The organism is Pseudomonas sp. Marseille-Q0931, from assembly GCF_940789645.1.
Taxonomy (GTDB): Bacteria; Pseudomonadota; Gammaproteobacteria; order Pseudomonadales; family Pseudomonadaceae; genus Aquipseudomonas.
The window spans coordinates 26,872-46,603 of record NZ_CALNWT010000011.1; the positions used below are offsets into that span (position 1 = coordinate 26,872).

At 62.4% G+C, this 19,732-nt stretch carries 20 protein-coding genes and 2 tRNA genes; 10 read left to right on the forward strand and 12 right to left on the reverse strand.

The window, feature by feature from the left end; all coding sequences use genetic code 11:
• Window positions 1-205: 205 nt before the first annotated feature.
• The 4 genes from P3C50_RS17205 to P3C50_RS17220 form a co-directional block, all read right to left on the reverse strand.
• Window positions 206-649, reverse strand: a complete 444-nt coding sequence (locus P3C50_RS17205) for a YkvA family protein (RefSeq protein WP_197855189.1) — start codon at window positions 647-649, stop codon at window positions 206-208.
• A 334-nt stretch (window positions 650-983) separates the two neighbouring features.
• Complete coding sequence (locus tag P3C50_RS17210; protein WP_197855188.1) at window positions 984-1,700, reverse strand: FKBP-type peptidyl-prolyl cis-trans isomerase; 717 nt, start codon at window positions 1,698-1,700, stop codon at window positions 984-986.
• A 186-nt stretch (window positions 1,701-1,886) separates the two neighbouring features.
• A tRNA-Asp gene (locus tag P3C50_RS17215) sits at window positions 1,887-1,963 on the reverse strand.
• 15 nt (window positions 1,964-1,978) lie between these two features.
• Window positions 1,979-2,054 (reverse strand) — tRNA-Val (locus tag P3C50_RS17220).
• A gap of 306 nt (window positions 2,055-2,360) precedes the next feature.
• Here P3C50_RS17220 and rdgC point away from each other — a divergent pair.
• Complete coding sequence (gene rdgC, locus P3C50_RS17225) at window positions 2,361-3,281, forward strand: recombination-associated protein RdgC (protein WP_275546903.1); 921 nt, start codon at window positions 2,361-2,363, stop codon at window positions 3,279-3,281.
• 159 nt (window positions 3,282-3,440) lie between these two features.
• On the opposite strand, the gene edd is transcribed toward rdgC, so the two are convergent.
• A complete protein-coding gene (gene edd / locus P3C50_RS17230; protein WP_275546904.1) occupies window positions 3,441-5,264 on the reverse strand; it encodes a phosphogluconate dehydratase in 1,824 nt (607 codons plus the stop codon).
• A 130-nt stretch (window positions 5,265-5,394) separates the two neighbouring features.
• Between edd and gap the strand changes: the two genes are divergently transcribed.
• Together gap and P3C50_RS17240 are read left to right on the forward strand one after the other, a co-directional pair.
• Entirely contained in the window at window positions 5,395-6,396 is a 1,002-nt protein-coding gene (gene gap, locus P3C50_RS17235) for a type I glyceraldehyde-3-phosphate dehydrogenase (protein WP_275546905.1), read from the forward strand.
• A gap of 12 nt (window positions 6,397-6,408) precedes the next feature.
• Entirely contained in the window at window positions 6,409-6,873 is a 465-nt protein-coding gene (locus P3C50_RS17240) for a methylglyoxal synthase (protein WP_161864507.1), read from the forward strand.
• 156 nt (window positions 6,874-7,029) lie between these two features.
• Here the strand turns inward: P3C50_RS17240 and arfB are convergent, their stop codons facing one another.
• Complete coding sequence (gene arfB, locus P3C50_RS17245) at window positions 7,030-7,443, reverse strand: alternative ribosome rescue aminoacyl-tRNA hydrolase ArfB (protein WP_197855179.1); 414 nt, start codon at window positions 7,441-7,443, stop codon at window positions 7,030-7,032.
• Window positions 7,444-7,575: 132 nt separating this feature from the next.
• Here arfB and P3C50_RS17250 point away from each other — a divergent pair, with 132 nt between their 5' ends.
• Both P3C50_RS17250 and P3C50_RS17255 read left to right on the forward strand, forming a co-directional pair.
• Entirely contained in the window at window positions 7,576-8,640 is a 1,065-nt protein-coding gene (locus P3C50_RS17250) for a metal-dependent hydrolase (RefSeq protein WP_275546906.1), read from the forward strand.
• Window positions 8,641-8,684: 44 nt separating this feature from the next.
• Window positions 8,685-10,520 (forward strand): ABC transporter ATP-binding protein, encoded by a 1,836-nt coding sequence (locus tag P3C50_RS17255; RefSeq protein ID WP_275546907.1) that lies wholly within the window; start codon window positions 8,685-8,687, stop codon window positions 10,518-10,520.
• Window positions 10,521-10,666: 146 nt separating this feature from the next.
• Here the strand turns inward: P3C50_RS17255 and P3C50_RS17260 are convergent, their stop codons facing one another.
• A complete protein-coding gene (locus P3C50_RS17260) occupies window positions 10,667-11,992 on the reverse strand; it encodes a DEAD/DEAH box helicase (protein WP_275546908.1) in 1,326 nt (441 codons plus the stop codon).
• Between the two features lie 198 nt (window positions 11,993-12,190).
• Here P3C50_RS17260 and P3C50_RS17265 point away from each other — a divergent pair, with 198 nt between their 5' ends.
• Window positions 12,191-12,601, forward strand: a complete 411-nt coding sequence (locus P3C50_RS17265) for an anti-virulence regulator CigR family protein (RefSeq protein WP_013714472.1) — start codon at window positions 12,191-12,193, stop codon at window positions 12,599-12,601.
• Window positions 12,602-12,687: 86 nt separating this feature from the next.
• Window positions 12,688-13,266, forward strand: a complete 579-nt coding sequence (locus P3C50_RS17270) for a dihydrofolate reductase family protein (RefSeq protein ID WP_013714471.1) — start codon at window positions 12,688-12,690, stop codon at window positions 13,264-13,266.
• Here the strand turns inward: P3C50_RS17270 and rarD are convergent.
• From rarD to P3C50_RS17290, 4 genes are all read right to left on the reverse strand, one after another.
• The gene (gene rarD, locus P3C50_RS17275) at window positions 13,253-14,155 is read right to left on the reverse strand and encodes an EamA family transporter RarD (protein ID WP_275546909.1); all 903 of its coding nucleotides are present in this window, start codon (window positions 14,153-14,155) and stop codon (window positions 13,253-13,255) included. The two genes, P3C50_RS17270 and rarD, sit on opposite strands and share 14 nt — an antisense overlap.
• Window positions 14,155-15,021 (reverse strand): carboxylate/amino acid/amine transporter, encoded by an 867-nt coding sequence (locus tag P3C50_RS17280; RefSeq protein ID WP_013714469.1) that lies wholly within the window; start codon window positions 15,019-15,021, stop codon window positions 14,155-14,157. The genes rarD and P3C50_RS17280 overlap by 1 nt, the downstream gene beginning before the upstream one ends.
• A 162-nt stretch (window positions 15,022-15,183) precedes the next feature.
• A complete protein-coding gene (locus P3C50_RS17285) occupies window positions 15,184-15,783 on the reverse strand; it encodes an FMN-dependent NADH-azoreductase (RefSeq protein ID WP_275546910.1) in 600 nt (199 codons plus the stop codon).
• Between the two features lie 134 nt (window positions 15,784-15,917).
• The gene (locus P3C50_RS17290) at window positions 15,918-16,232 is read right to left on the reverse strand and encodes a 3-phosphoglycerate kinase (protein ID WP_275546911.1); all 315 of its coding nucleotides are present in this window, start codon (window positions 16,230-16,232) and stop codon (window positions 15,918-15,920) included.
• A 58-nt stretch (window positions 16,233-16,290) separates the two neighbouring features.
• Here P3C50_RS17290 and P3C50_RS17295 point away from each other — a divergent pair, with 58 nt between their 5' ends.
• Genes P3C50_RS17295 through P3C50_RS17305 form a run of 3 tightly spaced genes read left to right on the forward strand, consistent with a single transcriptional unit; the run spans window position 16,291 to window position 18,587 of the window.
• Window positions 16,291-17,217: a LysR family transcriptional regulator gene (locus P3C50_RS17295; protein WP_275546912.1), complete on the forward strand. Its 927-nt coding sequence runs from the start codon at window positions 16,291-16,293 to the stop codon at window positions 17,215-17,217.
• A 12-nt stretch (window positions 17,218-17,229) separates the two neighbouring features.
• Window positions 17,230-18,027 carry an alpha/beta fold hydrolase gene (locus P3C50_RS17300; RefSeq protein ID WP_275546913.1) on the forward strand — a complete coding sequence of 266 codons (798 nt, stop codon included), beginning with the start codon at window positions 17,230-17,232 and terminating at the stop codon, window positions 18,025-18,027.
• Between the two features lie 5 nt (window positions 18,028-18,032).
• Window positions 18,033-18,587 (forward strand): peptidylprolyl isomerase, encoded by a 555-nt coding sequence (locus P3C50_RS17305; RefSeq protein WP_275546914.1) that lies wholly within the window; start codon window positions 18,033-18,035, stop codon window positions 18,585-18,587.
• A 268-nt stretch (window positions 18,588-18,855) separates the two neighbouring features.
• On the opposite strand, the gene fpr is transcribed toward P3C50_RS17305, so the two are convergent.
• Window positions 18,856-19,635 carry a ferredoxin-NADP reductase gene (gene fpr, locus P3C50_RS17310; RefSeq protein ID WP_275546915.1) on the reverse strand — a complete coding sequence of 260 codons (780 nt, stop codon included), beginning with the start codon at window positions 19,633-19,635 and terminating at the stop codon, window positions 18,856-18,858.
• Window positions 19,636-19,732 lie beyond the last annotated feature (97 nt).

Sequence of the window (19,732 nt, forward strand, 5' to 3'; positions counted from 1 at the left end):
GGCCTCGACCCCTTCCTTGCATGTGGTCATCTTAACAGGCGTCTACCGCCAGAGGCGTCATCCAAACGGGCCAGGTAGCGAGATGCGGCGTTTCGCCCTATCCACTCGAATCGGCAACCTGCCGAACGCGCGACCTTGAGAGTGCGAAACACGGGAGCGTCGGCCGCTCAGCGAGTGCGGACAGAATCCGCAACGCTTAGAGCCATCAGGATTGCAGCGGATCGACCCGTTCGGCCGGCGGTAGCTGTTCGATGAGCGCCATGCGCTCCGGGCTCTGCTTGTCCCGCCACGCCCTGAAAGCCTCCAGCTCGCCATGCCAGGTGCGCATGACCCAGGCCAGCACGGCGAGGTCGTCGACGAAGCCGACGCCTACCAGCCAGTCGGGAATGGCATCGAGCGGAGCGATGAAGTACAGCAGCGCTGCCACCACCATCAATAGGGCCTGGCTGCTGATCTGCCGGTACTCACCCTTGAACCAGGCCAGGCTGAGCGCACGCAGCAACTGCAGATCTTCCTTGAATGCGGCGAAGCGCTGTCCCTGCGGGGTGCGCTTGTCACCCAACGCGCGCACGAGTTCGGGCAACTTGCCGTCGCGAAGAAAGCGGGCGGCCAACGGCAGGTAACGCGTCAGTTTCCACGGGATTTTCATAGGCCTCCTCGGCGAGCCAGGTACTTTCTGGGCTTGCCTCGCTTATCCACCGAAGCTGTGGATAAATCTGTGCAAATTCTTTAGACAAGCTTATCAAAGCCCCGTGGCATGGGGTCTCGGCTTAGATCGGATATTTTTTATACAGCATATAAAATCCATGAAAATCAACAAGTTGCTGATTGACATGAGAGGCTCGCGTCTGTAGCGAAGGCTCTTCGGGAATCTTTCCCAGAATGTGCATAAGCGTAACACCCTGCCACCGTGCACCCTCTTTTTTGCCCTCAGAAACGACAACGCCCCGTCAAGACGGGGCGTTGTACGCAAGTACCAGGTGTTACTCTTCGGTCGGCTCGGCGGCCTGATCCTTGATGGCGATCAGTTCCAGATCGAACACCAATACCGAATTGGCCGGAATGGCCGGGGACGGGCTTTGCTCGCCGTAAGCCAGCTCGCTGGGGATGTACAGCTTGTACTTCTCGCCCACGTGCATCAGTTGCAGGCCTTCGACCCAACCCGGGATCACGCCGCCAACCGGCAGGTCAATGGGGCTACCGCGCGCTACGGAGCTGTCGAAGACGCTGCCATCGGTCAGCTTGCCTTCGTAGTGAACGGTTACCACGTCGCTTTCCTTCGGCTGCGCGCCGTCGGTCTTCTCGATCACTTCGTATTGCAGACCGGAAGCAGTGGTGACGACACCTTCACGCTTGCCGTTCTCTTCGAGGAATTTCTTGCCGGCTTCGGCAGCTTCCTTGTTCAGCGCCGTCATGCGCTCTTCAGCACGATTCTGCAGGAAGGAGAAGGCCTCGATCATGTCCTCATCCTTGATGCGCGGCTCCTTCTTCGCCAGCGCATCTTCGATCCCCTGGGCGACGGCCTTGGAATCCAGATCGTCCATGCCCTCTTCGGACAGGCTGCGACCCATGTTCAGGCCAATACCGTAGGAAGCTTTCTGCGCCGGGCTGTTGAGTTCGACTTCGCTGGTTTGCGAATCGCAACCGGCGAGCACCAGGCCCACCAGGGCAACCGCCGCCGCCAAACGATGCTGTTTCATGCTTGTTCCTTGTAGATGCGCCCGAAGGCCGTCGTGTGAAAGCGCGAGCTTAGCAGTACGCCGCGATCACTGGCTACGGCATAGGAGCCGTACAATGCGCATAAGTTCAAGCAAACAAAGGATTTTTTGAGGTTTTCGGGGAATGCCGAAGCGTTGTCACAGGAGGGGATGAAGCGAGGAAAAGAATGGCGCAGCGGACGGGACTCGAACCCGCGACCCCCGGCGTGACAGGCCGGTATTCTAACCGACTGAACTACCGCTGCGCGTAACTGCGAGATTGGTGGGTGGTGACGGGATCGAACCGCCGACCCTCTGCTTGTAAGGCAGATGCTCTCCCGGCTGAGCTAACCACCCCATTCACTCTCGAAGTGGGGCGCATTCTAGAGAGCGATTCGGACCTTGGCAAGCCCTCTTCATAAAAAAATTTATCGCCGCAGCAAGAACTTAGGCAGCACCGGCGAATTTCCTCGAAGGTTCGTTGTCAGGGTTGGCCTGAGCACGCCAGCGGAGAATAATGCGCGCTCTGTGCCGGCGGACCGGTCAGCCTACCGCTGCTCGCCCGCCACCTTCATCCGTCGCTGCGCGCCGGCTTTCCCCAGGTGAAAGCCAACAGATGGCGCCGCCTCGCGACTTACATCATCAATGGAGAGTCACCCGCTCATGTGGTTTCGTAACCTGCTGGTCTACCGCCTCACCCAGGACATCCCTTTCGACGCCGAAGCGCTGGAGACCGCACTGGCCAGCAAACCGGCCCGTCCCTGCGCCAGCCAGGAACTGACCACCTACGGTTTCACCGCCCCCTTCGGCAAAGGCGCCGATGCTCCGCTGGTGCACGTCAGCGGCGACTTTCTGCTGATCGGCGCGCGCAAGGAAGAACGCATCCTGCCGGGCTCGGTGGTGCGCGACGCGCTGAAGGAAAAGGTCGACGAAATCGAAAACACGCAGATGCGCAAGGTCTACAAGAAAGAGCGCGACCAGATCAAAGACGAGATCGTCCAGGCCTTCCTGCCGCGTGCCTTCATCCGCAAATCCGGCACTTTCGCTGCCATCGCGCCGAAGCAGGGCCTGATTCTGGTCGACAGCGCCAGCGCCAAGAAGGCCGAAGACCTGCTCTCCACCCTGCGCGAGGCCATCGGCTCGCTGCCAGTACGCCCGTTGTCGGTGAAGATCGCACCGACCGCCACGCTCACCGACTGGCTGAAGAACCAGAGCGCTGCCGAAGGTTTCTTCGTGCTCGATGAGTGCGAGCTGCGTGACACCCATGAAGATGGCGGCGTGGTGCGCTGTAAGCGTCAGGACCTGACCAGCGAGGAAATCCAGCTGCACCTGTCCACTGGCAAACAGGTTACTCAACTGTCGCTGGCCTGGCAGGACAAGCTGTCCTTCATGCTCGATGACAAGCTGACCATCAAACGCCTGCGTTTCGAAGATGTGCTGCAGGAACAGGCCGAACAGGACGGCGGCGACGACGCCCTGGCCCAGCAGGACGCCAGTTTCATCCTGATGATGATGACTCTGGTGGAATTTCTGCCGGAGCTGTTCACCGCACTGGGCGGCGAAGAGATTCCGCAGGGTATCTAGGGCGCTTGTCTCCCCTCTCCCGCTTGCGGGAGAGGGCCGGGGGAGAGGGTCTATCCGACAGGTGTAGGGCGGTTGCAACCCGCCAACTCGACCGGCAGGTTAGCTGCCCTACATCGGAAGACAACCCCGGATTTCATCCGGGCTACACACGAGTGAGCGTCAGACCAGCGACTCGAGGCTCTCGGTAAAGGCACTGGCGCCCTGCTCCGCCGTGCTGAAGTTATGGCGCATGAAGGCGAACAGCTCACGCCCGCAGCCCATTGCCGGAGCCGGCCTGGGCGCTGACTCACGTGCGGCGAACTCAGCCTCGTCGGCCTGCAACACCAACTGCCCGCTTTGACCATCGACACGAATCAGGTCGCCGTCGCGCACCCGCGCCAGCGGCCCGCCATCGAAGGCCTCCGGGCAGACATGAATGGCCGCCGGGATCTTGCCCGAGGCGCCAGACATGCGCCCATCGGTGACCAATGCCACCTTGAAACCACGATCCTGCAGCACACCCAGATAAGGCGTCATCTTGTGCAGTTCGGGCATGCCGTTACTGCGCGGCCCCTGGAAACGCACCACGGCGACGAAATCGCGCTCCAGCTTGCCGGCCTTGAACGCCTCGACCAGCTCCAGCTGATCCTCGAACACCAGCGCCGGCGCTTCGACTACCTGATGCTCGGGTGCCACGGCGGACACCTTCATCACGCCACGGCCAAGATTGCCCTGCATCAGGCGCAGACCGCCTTCTGCCGAGAACGGCCGCGCCACCGGACGCAGCACGCTCTCCTCCAGGCTCTCGGTCGGCCCGTCGCGCCAGACCAGCTTGCCATCCTCGAGGAAAGGCTCCTGGGTGTAGCGCGACAAACCGCGTCCGGCCACGGTGTTGACCTCTTCATGCAGCAGTCCGGCATCGAGCAACTGACGAATCAGGAACGCCATGCCGCCGGAGGCCTGGAAGTGATTGATGTCGGCCTTGCCGTTGGGATAAACATGGGCCAGGGTCGGCACCACCTCGGACAGATCGGCCATGTCCTGCCAGGTCAGCAGAATGCCGGCAGCGCGGGCGATGGCCGGCATGTGCAGTGTATGGTTGGTCGAGCCGCCCGTGGCGTGCAGGGCGACAATGGAATTGACCAGGCAGCGCTCGTCGACGATCTCGCCGATGGGCATGAAACTCCCACTCTGCTTGGTCAGGCGCGTCACCTGCTGCGCAGCCTCGCGGGTCAGCGCCTCGCGCAGCGGCGTGCCCGGATTGATGAACGAGGCGCCCGGCAGATGCAGGCCCATCACCTCCATCAGCAACTGGTTGGTATTGGCGGTGCCATAGAAGGTGCAAGTGCCCGGCCCGTGGTAAGCGGCCATTTCCGCTGCCAGCAGCTCTTCGCGGGTCGCCTTGCCTTCGGCGTAGCGCTGACGCACATCAGCCTTCTCCTTGTTGGACAGACCCGAGGTCATCGGCCCGGCCGGCACGAACAGCGATGGCAGGTGACCGAAACGCAGTGCGCCCATCATCAGCCCTGGCACGATCTTGTCGCACACACCCAGGTACAGCGCAGCGTCGAACATGTTGTGCGACAGCGCCACGGCCGTGGACATGGCGATCACCTCGCGGCTGGCAATGCCCAGCTCCATGCCCGGTTCGCCCTGGGTGACGCCATCGCACATGGCCGGCACGCCACCGGCGAACTGCCCTACTGAACCGAGTTCGCGCAGGGCCTGCTTGATCTGCTCGGGAAAGACCTCGTAAGGCTGATGCGCCGACAACATGTCGTTGTAAGCAGAAACGATGGCCACATTGGCCGCATCCAGCAGACGCAGGGTCTGTTTGTCGTCACCGCTGCAGCCGGCGACGCCGTGAGCGAAGTTGGCGCATTGCAGCTTGCCCCGCTGCGGGCCTTCGCTGGCAGCTGCACGGATCATCTCAAGGTAGCGCTGGCGCGTGGCGCGGCTGCGCTCGACAAGACGTTCGGTAACTTCGACAACGCGGGGATGCATGGGAAATCTCCAGGCTAGCTGCTAGCGTCTGTTTGTATTTACAACAAAATATTGCCACCCGGCACGCTTGATTTCCATAGCGATGGGAATAATCTTGTAATTACAACAACAAATTAACGAGACCCTCACCATGACACTACGAATCGCCATCAATGGCTTCGGCCGTATCGGCCGCAACGTGCTACGCGCACTTTATACCCAGAATTATCGTCAGCACCTGCAAGTTGTGGCCATCAACGATCTGGGCGCCAGCACGATCAATGCGCACCTCCTGCAATATGACAGCGTCCACGGCCATTTCCCCGAAGAAGTGAAAGTCGACGGCGAAAGCCTGTGGATAAAGGGTGATCGCATCGCCGTCAGCGCCATTCGCAACCCGGCCGAGCTTCCCTGGAAAACCCATCAGGTCGATGTGGTGCTCGAATGCACCGGGCTGTTCACCGAACGCGACAAGGCAGCCGCGCATCTTGCCGCCGGCGCGCGCAAGGTATTGATCTCCGCGCCTGCCAAAGGCGCCGACGCCACCGTGGTGTACGGCGTCAACGAACAGGTGCTAACGCCGGACATGCAGATCATCTCCAATGCCTCCTGCACCACCAACTGCCTGGCGCCGGTGGCGCAGGTGCTGCAGCGCGAGCTGGGCATCGAACAGGGGCTGATGACCACCATCCACGCCTACACCAACGACCAGAATCTGTCCGACGTCTACCACAGCGACCTGTACCGCGCGCGCTCGGCGACCCAGTCGATGATCCCGACCAAGACCGGCGCCGCCGAAGCGGTCGGCCTGGTGCTGCCGGAGCTGGCCGGCAAGCTCACCGGCATGGCGGTACGCGTACCGGTGATCAACGTGTCACTGGTTGACCTGACCCTGCAGGTCAAAAGCGAAACCACCGCAGAGGAAGTCAACGCCCTGCTCAAGGCCGCCAGCGAGCAATCCCCGGTGCTGGGTTACAACGCGCTGCCGCTGGTGTCCTGCGACTTCAACCACAACCCGTTGTCATCGATCTTCGACGCCAACCACACCAAGGTCAGCGGCAAGCTGCTCAAGGTGATGGCCTGGTATGACAACGAGTGGGGCTTCTCCAACCGCATGCTGGACAACTGCCTGGTGCTGGCCCGCTTGAACTGAACAGGAGGCTCGATGAGCCGTATCAGCTTTACCCGCGCCGAACTGCCGGCGCGCAAGCGCATCGCCCTGGTGGCGCACGATCACTGCAAGGGCTTCCTGCTCGACTGGTGCGAACGTCAGCGCGACAAGCTCGCGCGCCATGAGCTGGTGGCCACCGGCACCACCGGCCTGCTTCTGAGCAAACGTCTGGATTTACCGGTGGAGAGCATGATCAGCGGCCCGCTGGGCGGCGACCAGCAGATCGGCGCGCGCATCGCCGAACAGCGCGTGGACATGCTGGTGTTCTTCTGGGACCCGTTCGAGCCGCAGCCACACGACCCAGACATCAAGGCCCTGTTGCGCGTGGCTGCCGTGTGGAACATCCCGGTGGCGTGCAACGAAAGCAGCGCCGATTACCTGCTCAGCAGCAGCCTGCTGGAACAGCAGCACGAGTACCGTATCCCCGATTACCAGGCTTATCTAGCTGCGCGCGGCTAGCAGGCCATTGAAAAACTACCTGCGTTGGCAATACTGCGTTAAAACCGGCCTCGCGTGCGAGCCCAGTCAAAATGCTCATTTACAGCTCGTAAACTGCGCTTTTTCGGCCGTTTTTGCCTTGTCTTGCCTGCCTCGCCGACGTTTTTCAACGGCCTGCTAAAAATCCACCTTGCCCCGCCCCGCCTTGATCGCACCGCGCTTGCTCTTGCCGTCCAGACGGCGCTTCTTCGACCCGAGGGTCGGCTTGGTCGGGCGGCGCTTCTTTTCCACCTTGCCAGCGGTGCGAATCAGCTCGGCTAGGCGCTCGAAGGCATCGGCGCGATTCTGCTCCTGGGTGCGGTACTGCTGCGCCTTGATCACCACCACGCCGTCAGCGGTGATGCGACTATCGGCAAACGCCAACAGGCGCTCCTTGTAGAACGGAGGCAGCGACGAGGCCTGGCTGTCGAAGCGCAGGTGCACGGCGCTGGACACCTTGTTGACGTTCTGCCCGCCGGCCCCTTGGGCACGGATGGCGGTCAGCTCGATTTCCTCATCGGGGATATGAACACTGTTGGAAACGATCAGCATGGGTAAAAATTTCTTGAGGCTCATGGTCATCAGGATACCCGCCATAGCTGTAATCTTTGCTTGAAATTTCCCCACGGCATTCGTCGGGCGCCTCGGCTAACGTAGCGGCCTGTCTTTTTCCGGAAGCACGCGATGGACTCGATAACCCAGGCGGTACTCGGCGCCAGCATCCAGGGCGCGCTGCTCGGCCGCTGGCAGGGGCGCAAAGCCCTGCTCTATGGCGCTACGCTGGCTACCCTTCCCGACCTGGACGTGGTCATGGACTACGGCGATGCCGTGGCCAACATGACCTACCACCGCGGTTTCAGCCATTCGCTGTTCGTTCTGAGCGGCCTGGCGCTCCTGCTGACCTGGCTGGCCAGGCGTTTTCGGCCTCACCCAGGTTATTCGGCCAATCGCCTGTTACTGACGCTATGGCTGGTGCTGATCACTCACCCCTTGCTGGACGCCTTCACCAGCTACGGCACGCAGCTGTTCTGGCCGCTGATGCCAACGCCTACGGCCTGGTCCAGCCTGTTCATTATCGACCCGCTGTACAGCGTGCCGTTGCTCGCCGCGGTGGTGATCAGCCTGTTTACCGGGCTGCGCGAACAGAGCTGGCGCGTACCGGCCGTGGCGCTAGCGGTGTCGACGCTGTACATCGGCTTCAGCCTGGCCGGCAAGTTCATGGCCGAGCAGCGCGTGGAGCGTGAGCTGGCGCGCCAGGGCATTCAGGCCGAACAACTGTTCATCACCCCAACGCCGTTCAACACCCTGCTGTGGCGAGTGATCGTACTGGACGGCGAGGACTATCACGAAGCCCTGATCGGCTGGTTCGATGACCAGCCTCCGCAGTTGCAGCGCCTACCGCGCGGCACGCACCTGCGCGAACCACTGGCGGCCTCGCCGATGCACCAGCGCCTGGAGTGGTTCACCGGTGGCGCGCTGCGTTACGACCAGGTCGGTGATCGCCTGATCGTCACCGACCTGCGCCTGGGCATGACCGGTTTTCACCCTTTCCGCTTCGACTTCGCCCAGTTGCGCGATGGCCAGTGGCAGGTGCACCCGCGCCTTGATCGCCTGCCGTTTGAGCGCGGCGAAGTCGGGCACCTGACCCTGCTGTTCAAACGCATCTGGCAACCCGAACTGAAGGTTCCGCTGCTGGCATGGGCCAGCGAGTTGCAGAAACCACTTTTGACTGAGACTCGCTCGCACTAACAGCGGTACTATCAGCGTCCACTTATCTGGGCAGGACGCCTGCAATGCTGTTTCGCCGCTTCGAATCTCTGATCGACGTCTTCAAACCCAGCCCCGACGTTGCCCCGCCAGCCGGCATGCTGCGCTTCTACGGCCACTACCTGAAACAGGTGTGGCCGCTGATGGTCGCCGTGCTGATCATCGGCTTCTTCGCCGCCCTGATCGAGGTAGCGCTGTTCAGCTTCCTCGGCCAATTGATCGACATGGCTCAGGCCAGCACGGACGCCAGCACCTTCTTCCACGAGCACCAGCGCGAGTTGTTGTGGATGCTGCTGGTGGCGCTGATCATCCGCCCCATCGTGTTCGGCCTGCACAACCTGCTCACCCATCAGGCGGTGAACCCTGGCCTGACCAACCTGATTCGCTGGCAGAACCACCGCTACGTGCTCAAGCAGAGCCTGAGCTTCTTCCAGAACGATTTCGCCGGGCGCGTCGCCCAGCGCGTGATGCAGACCGGTCCCTCGCTACGCGACTCGGCCATGCAGGTGATCGACGCGCTGTGGCATGTGGTGGTCTATGCCGGCAGCGCGCTGTACCTGTTCGCCGCCGCCGACCTTCGCCTGGTGGTGCCGCTGGCGTTGTGGATCGTCGGCTATAGCGCGGCGCTGTGGTACTTCGTGCCACGCATCAAGGCACGCTCCGCCGCCGCCTCCTCGGCACGTTCCAAGGTCATGGGCCGCGTGGTGGACGGCTACAGCAACATCGCCACGCTCAAGCTCTTCGCCCACTCACAGGAAGAGGAAAGCTACGCCCGCGAAGCCATGCAGGACCTGCTCGACAAGTTCCGCCTGCAGTCGCGCACCATCACGGCACTGGATTTTCTCATCACCTGCCTGAACGGCGTGCTGATCGTCGGCACCGGCGCCCTGGCCCTGTGGCTGTGGAGCCATTCACTGATCACCACCGGCGCGATTGCACTGGCGCTGGGCCTGGTGATTCGCATCAACAACATGGCCGAATGGATCATGTGGGTGGTCAACGGCATCTTCGAGAACGTCGGCACCGTGCAGGATGGCATGCAGACCATCGTCCAGCCGCGCCAGGTGCTCGATCGCCCGGACGCCAAACCGATCAAGGTGCAACAAGGCGGCGTGCGCTTCGAGGACATCCACTTCCACTACGGCAAGAAAGGTGGCGTGATCGCCGGCCTCAGCATCGATATTCGCCCCGGCGAGAAGATCGGTCTGGTCGGCCCCTCCGGCGCCGGCAAGTCGACCCTAGTCAACCTGCTGCTGCGCCTATACGACCTGGAAAGCGGCCGCATCCTGATCGACGACCAGGACATCGCCACGGTGACCCAGGAAAGCCTGCGCGCCAACATCGGCGTAGTGACCCAGGACACCTCACTGCTGCACCGCTCGATTCGCGACAACCTGCGCTACGGCAAACCCGGCGCCAGCGACGAGGAACTCTGGGAAGCGGTGCGCAAGGCGCGCGCCGATGCCTTCATCCCCACCCTCGATGACAGCCAGGGCGGCCGCGGCATGGATGCTCAGGTCGGTGAACGCGGCGTGAAGCTATCCGGCGGTCAGCGTCAGCGCATCGCCATCGCCCGCGTGCTGCTCAAGGACGCGCCGATCCTGGTGCTGGACGAAGCCACATCGGCGCTGGATTCGGAAGTCGAAGCGGCCATTCAGGAAAGCCTGGACAGCCTGATGGAAGGCAAGACCGTGATCGCCATCGCCCACCGCCTGTCGACCATTGCGCGCATGGATCGCCTTGTCGTGATCGACAAGGGCCAGGTGATCGAAACCGGCACCCACGCCGAACTGATCGCCCACGGCGGCCTGTACGCACGGCTGTGGCAGCACCAGACCGGCGGGTTCGTCGGGGTGGAGTGAGATTACGCGGTTGATCCGGGTGTGGATTGTGGGGCTTGTCCGCGAAGCTGTTCTGCCAACCCATTCGCGGACGTGTCCGCTCCACAGGTTTTATGCCTGAAAGGCCGAGATCCCAGCCCGGGGCAATCCGGGCTAGGATCTATGGTTCACTCGGCTGCCGGCTTCTTGCGCTTGAGCGGCGCGCTGCCGTCGGCGCTGACCAGTGCAGAAGGCTTGCCAGCCGGGCGTGGACCGGTCTTGCGCTTGGGCGCGGCGGCTTTCTTCGGGTCCTTCTTCTCGGCTTTTTTCTTCTTGCTGCCAGCGGCCTTGCCGGACGCCTTGAGGTTTTTCGGCCCCTGATAGACGCCTTTCAGCTCCTTGATGGTGCGACGCTCGAAACGCTGCTTGAGGTAGCGTTCGATGCTCGACATCAAGTTCCAGTCGGTATGGCAGATCAGTGACACCGCCAGGCCTTCGCCACCGGCGCGGCCGGTGCGCCCGATACGGTGCACGTATTCGTCGCCGGAACGCGGCATGTCGAAGTTGATCACCAGATCCAGGCCTTCGACATCCAAGCCACGCGCCGCCACGTCGGTGGCGACCAGCACGCGAACAGCCCCCTGACGCAGGCGTTCGATGGCCAGCTTGCGGTCCTTCTGGTCCTTCTCACCGTGCAGGACGAACGCCTTGACCCCGGCGGCGACCAACTTGCCGTATAGGCGGTCGGCCTGCACCCGGGTGTTGGTGAAGATGATGGCCTTGTCGTAGGTCTCGTTGGCCAGCAGCCAGTCAACCAACTGTTCCTTGTGGTAGTTGTGATCGGCAGTGATGATCTGCTGACGCGTACCTTCGTTGAGCTGGCTGACGCTGTTGAGCATCAAGTGCTGCGGCTCCTTGAGCACCTTGGCAACCATCTCGCGCAGGCCATTGCCGCCGGTGGTGGCGGAAAACAGCAGGGTCTGGTGCGGGCCACAGGCTTCGGCCAGGCGCTGGGCATCTTCGGCGAAGCCCATGTCAAGCATGCGGTCAGCCTCGTCGAACACCAGCACCTCGACCTCATCCAGCGGCAGGTTGCCGGCATTGGCATGCTCGATCAGACGCCCCGGCGTGCCGATGAGAATATCGATCTTGCGCATCATCGCAGCCTGCACCTTGAAGTCCTCGCCACCGGTGACCAGACCGGCCTTGAGAAAGGTGAACTGGGCGAAGCGCTCGACTTCCTTGAGCGTCTGCTGCGCCAGCTCGCGGGTTGGCAGCAGGATCAGCGCGCGAATGCTCAGGCGCTGCTTGGAGTTGCCGTCACCCAGCAGGCGATTGAGCAGCGGCAGGACGAACGCGGCGGTCTTGCCGCTGCCGGTCTGGGCAATCACCCGCAGGTCCTTGCCCTCCAGCGCAGGCGGAATCGCTGCCGCCTGCACCGGAGTCGGCTCGACGAAGTTAAGCTCGGCAACAGCTTTCAGCAGGCGTTCATGCAGGGCGAATTGGGCAAACACGGGGGCACTACCTCGAAAAATCGACAAAACGGTGCATAGCCTAACGGTTTCCGGCGTCGGGGCCGAATTTCTTTGCACGCCACTCACATTCATACGCCGACAGACGGCCGCTTGGCGGCGCCGTCCGGCTATAGGCGAACGGGAACCGAAGCGGCTCGCCCACTATCTAATCGGCATAATCCTCCAGGGAGTGCCGCCATGCTTACCAAACCCCAGGCAACGCTCAGCATTGGCCTGTGTATCCTGCTCGCCACCTCGCCAGTGCTGGCCAACCCGCCCCCCGGTAAAGGCAAGCCTGGCCATCAGCATGATGGTGGCGTGCAGATCGACCTGCGCGGCCCGAGCGTGGATATCGGCCAGGTGCGCATCGTGCTCGGTGAGAATCGCCAGTTGATCGGCCCCACTTCATCACTACCGCCAGGCATCGCCAAGAACCTCGCTCGAGGCAAGCCGCTGCCTCCCGGCATCGCCAAGAACTTCGATAGCCGCCTGACTTCGCGCCTGCCCTATTACGAGGGCTACGAATGGAAGCAGATCGGCCGTGACGTCGTGCTGGTCGCCATCGCGACCGGCATCGTCTACGAAATCCTGCGCAACGTCCTGGACTGAGAGCCTTCCGACAAGCGGTGAGGCGCGCGACGAACTTGTTTCAGCGGCGCCACTCCAATTTCCAGATAGCCCTCCCGAGGTGCATGATGAACCCGTCCCTGATCTACCACGTCACCTCCAGCCTCGATGGCTACATCGCTCGTCCCGATGGCCGCCTCGACTGGTTCGACTCGTTGCGTCAGGCTGATGAAGAGTACAGTTTCCAGTACTTCTATTCGGGCATCGATGCGCTGCTGATGGGCCGGGTCACCTACGAAGCGCTGCTCCAGCGCGGCGGCCCCTGGCCCTACCCCGGCAAACCCTGCGTAGTGTTGACTCGCCTGGCCCTGCCGCGCGCCAGCGATGAGATCCAGCTGACCCACTGCACACCAGCCCAAGCGGTCGCGGCCTTGAACGAGGCCGGCTTTCAACGCATCTGGCTGGTCGGCGGCAGCCTGCTCGCCGGTAACTGCTACACCGCCGGGCTGATCGACGAAGTGGTGATCAATCTGGTACCTCACCTGCTTGGTGCCGGCGTTCCGCTACTGGCCACCGGCATGGAGCGCAGCCTGACACTGAGCGAGCAACGTCGGTTCGACAGTGGCACCCTGCAGCTGCATTACCAGGTGCAGAAGCAGAGCAATGCGCTAACCCAGATGCCCACCCCGCGCATCAGCGCAGCTTGACGTTTTCGCGCTGCCTGCGCAGCAGCCGTGCGCTGTCCCAACCGACCAGCAACACAGCCGCCCAGATCGGCAGGTAGGTCAGCCATTGCCCCGCATCGAACGTCTCTCCCAGCACCAGTAGCGCCACGCCGAACAACAGCACCGGCTCGACATAGCTGAGAATGCCGAATAGTCCGAGAGGCAGCAGCCGGCTGGACGCCATGTAAGCGGCAAACGCCAGGGTACCGATCAGGGCCATCACCGGCACCAGCAACCACAGCTGCGGGCGTTCGGCAAATGCCCCTGCGGGGCCATAGGCGATGATCAGCCAGATCGCCAACGGCGCCAGCATCAGCATCTCCAACACGAAGCCGGACAGAGCATCCAGTCGCATCCAGCGGCGTAACATGAAATAAGGCGGATAGCCCAGCGCGGTGACCAACGTCAGCCAGGAGAACGCCTGAGTACGCCAAAGCTCGTGCAACACACCGAGCATGGCGCAAGTCACCGCCAACTGTTGCAACGGGCGCAGGCGCTCGCCGTAGAACAGTCGTCCGGTCAGCACCATCGCTAACGGCAGCAGGAAGTAGCCCATGGACACTTCCAGCATGTGCCCGGCCAGCGGTGCCCAGAGAAACAGCCCCCACTGCACACCGATCAACGCCGCTGCCAGCGGGCAGGCGGCCAGCAAAAGCGGTTCACGGCGAAGGCGTATGAAGGTCTCGCGCAGCGAAGCTGTTTGCCGCGTCAACACGACCAGCAGCAGAACCAGAGGAATCGACCAGAGCACGCGCTGCGCGAATATCTGCACGCCATCAAGCGGGTTCAGCCACTGCACGTAGCCCGGTAACAAGGCGAACAACATCGAGGCACCAACCGACAGCGCCACACCGCGTCCAGACAATTGCATCAGCGCACCTCGACAGGCTTATGGCGACCCAGCCTGAGCAATGGCAGCGAGGCAGCGATCACCGCACCACCCAGGGTCAGACGCAGCAGATCGGCATCGTGATTCCAGATCAGCAGATTGACCAGCAGCCCCGCCGGTACCAGCACGTTATTCATCACAGCCAGCGTGCCACCATCGACCAGACTGGCGCCCTTGTTCCACCAGTACAAACCCAGGCCGGACGCCACCACACCGAGCCACATCAGTACGCTCCATTGCAATGCAGAGCTCGGCAGGCGCTCACCATTGCCCAACAGCAGGAAGGCCGGCAGCGCTATCAGCAGCGCACCCAGATAGAAGAAACCGAAACGCCTGTACTGCGGCTCGCTGGAGGGGTGCCGGAGCAGCAAATGCTTGTACAGCACCTGCCCTGCCGCAAAGGTGAAGTTGGCCACCTGCAGCAGCAGGAAGCCCAGCATGAAGCCACTGCTGATGCCATCGTAGCGAATGATCCCGGCGCCCAACACTGCCACCAGTGCAGCTGCCAGTGCCCAGGGGTTGAACCTGCGATTCAGCGCATCCTCGATCAGTGTCACGTGCAGCGGCGTGAGGATGGTGAACAGCAGCACTTCCGGCACTGTCAGCACCGAGAAGCTGAGGTACAGGCAGACATAGGTGATGCCGAACTGCAGCGCTCCGATCAGTAACATGCCGCGCACGAACGCCGGTGCGTGACCACGCCAGCGGGTCAGTGGCACGAACAGCAGCCCGGCGATGACGATACGCGTCAGCACCGCGAAGTAGCTGTCGACCCGACCAGCCAGGTACTCACCGATCAGGCTGAAGGAAAAGGCCCACAGCAGGGTCACTATCAGCAGATATCGCACAGCCACCTCCGAAGGAAGGCGGCGACCTTAGCGCGTTCCCCTGCGGCGGACAATCCGTGCTTTGGCGACTGCTTGCCGGCCAAATAAAAAAGCCGGCCACTTCACGCGAAGCGACCGGCATAGCGCGCCCGCGCACGGGCACTCAGGAGAGGAGGATCGGTATCAAGCCACTTCAGCCAGCTTGGCCTTGGCCTGGGCCAGCCCTTTTTCGCTGAACTCGCCGCCCAGGTTCAGGCCTTCGGCATGAATGAACTGCACGTCGTGGATACCGATGAAGGCCAGCGCCTGACGCAGGTAGGGCTCCTGATGATCCAGGCCGCTGCCGGCGTAGATGCCACCACGGGCGGTCAGCACGAAGGCGCGCTTGCCGGTGAGCAGCCCCTGCGGGCCGGTTTCGGTGTACTTGAAGGTCACGCCGGCGCGCAGTACGTGGTCCAGCCAGGCCTTGAGGGTGCTGGGGATGGCGAAGTTGTACATCGGCGCGGCCAGCACCAGCACGTCAGCGGCCAGCAGCTCGTCGGTGAGTTGATTGGAGCGAGCCAGCGCGGCTTTTTCCGCCTCGCTCTGCTGCTCGCTCGGGGTCATCCAGCCGCCCAGCAGGGTGGCATCGAGGTGCGGCACCGGCTCGAGCGCCAGGTCACGAACCTGGATCTGATCGGCCGGGTGCGCAGCCTGCCAGTTGGCAATGAACTGCTGGGTCAGTTCGCGGGAAACCGAACCTTGCTGGCGGGCGCTGCTTTCGATAACGAGAACACGGGACATGTCTGGGGCTCCATCGAGGTGAGTAAGAGTCGATGGAGCACAGAGTAGAGACGCAGCATTCGATTAAAAAGCGTAAATATCCGCTTACATATATCGACTAATTTGATTTATCGAGATGCTAGGTCTAGGCTTCATCACTTCAGGCGGCACGTCAGGGCGATGCGCAGGCGGATCACGCTGCGGTTGAACTTGACCGTCATGTTGTTGCTGGCACCTGGCGCCAGCACGGTGCGCCGGGTGCGTGGTGCCTCGGGGCCATTGCGGAACACCGCGCTGCACTCGGCCTCGCTCTGGCCATAGTTGTAGAGCATCAGCGCCGCCATGTTGTGGTCGATTTCCTGGGTAGTGGCCGAGACCTCGGCGCCGTTGAACTGTTTTTCCACCTCGATGGGATAGGCATGAGCAGCCAGCGGCAGGAAGGCGAACAGCAAGCAGATTATTTTTTTCATCGGTGCTCTCCAACATGGGAGAGCCAGTGTAACAGGCCGCCTCAGGCAGGATGATGTGATGAAAGCTCCCCGTGTAACCCTGGATCAATGGCGCACGCTACAAGCCGTGGTGGACCAGGGCGGTTTCGCCCAGGCCGCCGAAGTGCTGCACCGCTCGCAGTCCTCGGTCAGCTATACCGTGGCGCGCATGCAGGAGCAGCTCGGTGTACCGTTGCTGCGTATCGACGGACGCAAGGCCGTGCTCACCGAGGCCGGCGACGTGCTGTTGCGCCGTTCGCGGCAACTAGTCAAGCAGGCCAGCCAGCTGGAAGACCTGGCGCACCACATGGAACAGGGCTGGGAAGCCGAAGTGCGCCTGGTGGTGGACGCCGCCTATCCCACCGCCAACATCGTTCGCGCGCTGACCGCCTTCATGCCACAGAGCCGCGGTTGCCGCGTGCGCCTGCGCGAGGAAGTGCTGTCCGGGGTCGAGGAAGTGCTGCTCGAAGGCACCGCCGACCTGGCCATCAGCGCGCTGAACATCACCGGCCACCTGGGCATCGAGCTGGGTGAGGTGGAATTCATCGCCGTCGCCAACCCGGAGCACCCGCTGCACCGCCTGCAACGCGAGCTGAGCTTTCAGGACCTGGAGGGCCAGATGCAGGTCGTGACCCGTGACACAGGCCGCCTGCAGCCGCGCGATGCCGGCTGGCTCGGCGCGGAGCAACGCTGGACGGTGGGCAGCCTGCCGACCGCACGCACCTTCGTCAGCAGCGGCCTGGGCTTCGCCTGGCTGCCGCGCCACCTGATCAGTCGCGAACTGGAAGAGGGTTCGCTGAAAGTCCTGCCCCTGGCGCAGGGCGACGTGCGCAAACCGCGGTTCTTTCTCTACAGCAACAAAGAGCGCGTGCTGGGTCCGGCCACGCAGATTCTCATCGAACTGATCAAGAACTTCGATGCAGCTCCGCTGGACACTGCCTTCGCCGCACCGCAGTCAAATCATTGAAGAGCCCCCGCCATGCCCTACTTCGACAACGATGGCTGCCAGTTGCATTACGAGGACTATGGCCACGGCGCGCCGCTGCTGTTGGTGCATGGCCTGGGTTCGAGCACACGGGACTGGGAATACCAGATTCCCGTGCTCGCCCGGCACTACCGGGTCATCGCCCTCGACGTGCGCGGCCATGGCCGCTCGGACAAACCGCAGGAGGCCTACCGCATCGCCGATTTCGCCGATGACGTGGCCGCGCTGATCGATCATCTGCAACTGCCGCCGGTGCATCTGGTGGGCATCTCCATGGGCGGCATGATCGGCTTCCAGCTCGGTGTCGAGCGCCCCGAACTGCTGCGCAGCCTGACCATCGTCAACAGCGGCCCGGAAGTGAAGGCCAAAAGCGCACGCGACTGGCTGGAGATCGCCAAGCGCTGGACGCTATCGCGCCTGCTCAGCCTGGAGACCATCGCCAGGGCCCTGGCCAAGCTGCTGTTTCCCAGGCCGGAACAGGCCGAACTGCGGCGCAAGGTCGAAGAGCGCTGGCCACAGAACGACAAGCGCGCCTACCTCGCCAGTCTCGACGCCATCATCGGCTGGGGCGTGCGGGAACACCTCGCACGCATCACCTGTCCTACCCTGGTGATCAGTGCCGACCGCGACTACACACCGGTTGAACGCAAGCGCGAATACGTGGCAGAAATGCCGAACGCGCGCCTGCTGGTGATCGAAAATTCGCGCCACGCCACACCACTGGATCAACCCGAACGCTTTAATAGCGCCCTGCTCGCCTTCCTCGGCGAGACTGCCAACAAGGAAAACTGACCATCATGCTCAAGCAACTCGTTCTTGCCACCGGCGCTCTGCTGCTGTCGTCCAGCCTGCTGGCCGCGGAAAACCCTAAAGTCCTGCTGACCACTAGCCTGGGTGAGGTGGAAGTAGAGCTGGCCGCCGACAAGGCACCGGTCAGCACGCAGAACTTCCTCCAGTACGTCGACAGCGGCTTTTACAACGGCACGCAGTTCCACCGGGTGATTCCGGGCTTCATGATCCAGGGCGGCGGTTTCGATGCCGACATGCGCCAGAAGGACACCGAAGTACCGATCAAGAACGAGGCCGACAATGGCCTGCACAACGTCCGTGGCACCCTGGCCATGGCCCGCACTCAAGCGCGCGACTCGGCCACCAGCCAGTTCTTCATCAACCACAAGGACAACGCCTTCCTCGACCACAGCTCGCGCGACTTCGGCTACGCCGTGTTCGGCAAGGTGACCCGCGGCATGGACGTGGTGGACAAGATCGCCCAAGTACCCACCAGCAACCGCGGCATGCACCAGAACGTGCCGCGCGAGCCGGTGCTGATCATCGACGCCAAGCGCCTTTAAATACCCAAGACCGCAGTTCGCGGACAAGCCCGCTCCCACATGACGATAGCCGCGCTGTGGGAGCGGGCTTGCCCGCGAATAACAAGGCGCCGCGGGCACACCTGATCAACACCGTAGCCCGGATGCAATCCGGGAGATCGCACCACGACTGATCAAGCACCTGTAGGAGCGAATTCATTCGCGATTGGCCAATACGCATCGCGAATGAATTCGCTCCTACAACGACAAAGCCGCCCATTGGGCGGCTTTGTCGTTTCAACGGAGGCGCTTACTTCTCGACGAAGGCACGCTCGATCAGATAGTCACCCGGCTCACGCATGCGCGGGGAAATCTTCAGGCCGAAGCTGTCGAGCACTTCGCTGGTCTCGTCGAGCATGCTCGGGCTACCGCAGATCATCGCGCGGTCGTCCTGCGGGTTGATCGGCGGCAGGCCGATGTCGGCGAACAGCTTGCCGCTACGCATCAGATCGGTCAGGCGGCCCTGATTCTCGAACGGCTCACGGGTCACGGTCGGGTAGTAGACCAGCTTGTTCTTCAGCGCGTCGCCGAAGAATTCGTTCTGCGGCAGGTGCTCGGTGATGAACTCGCGGTAGGCGACTTCGTTCACGTAACGCACGCCGTGCACCAGAATCACCTTCTCGAAGCGCTCGTAGGTTTCCGGGTCCTGGATCACGCTCATGAACGGCGCCAGGCCGGTGCCGGTGCTCAGCAGGTACAGGTGCTTGCCGGGGTTGAGGTCATCGAGCACCAGGGTGCCGGTGGGCTTCTTGCTGATGATGATCTCGTCGCCTTCCTTCAGGTGCTGCAGCTGCGAGGTCAGCGGGCCGTCCGGCACCTTGATGCTGAAGAATTCCAGGTGCTCTTCCCAGTTCGGGCTGGCGATGGAGTATGCGCGCATCAGCGGGCGGCCATTGTCCTGCTGCAGGCCGATCATCACGAACTGGCCATTTTCGAAGCGCAGGCCCGGGTCACGGGTGCACTTGAAGCTGAACAGCGTATCGTTCCAGTGGTGGACGCTGAGCACGCGCTCGACGTTCATATTGCTCATGATGATTTCCTCGAAGAACTTCAGCGCCAAAAGGCGCGATTGCGCGGCATTCTATTCGCGGCAACAATATCTGTTAAGTGGATTATCAAGATATAGG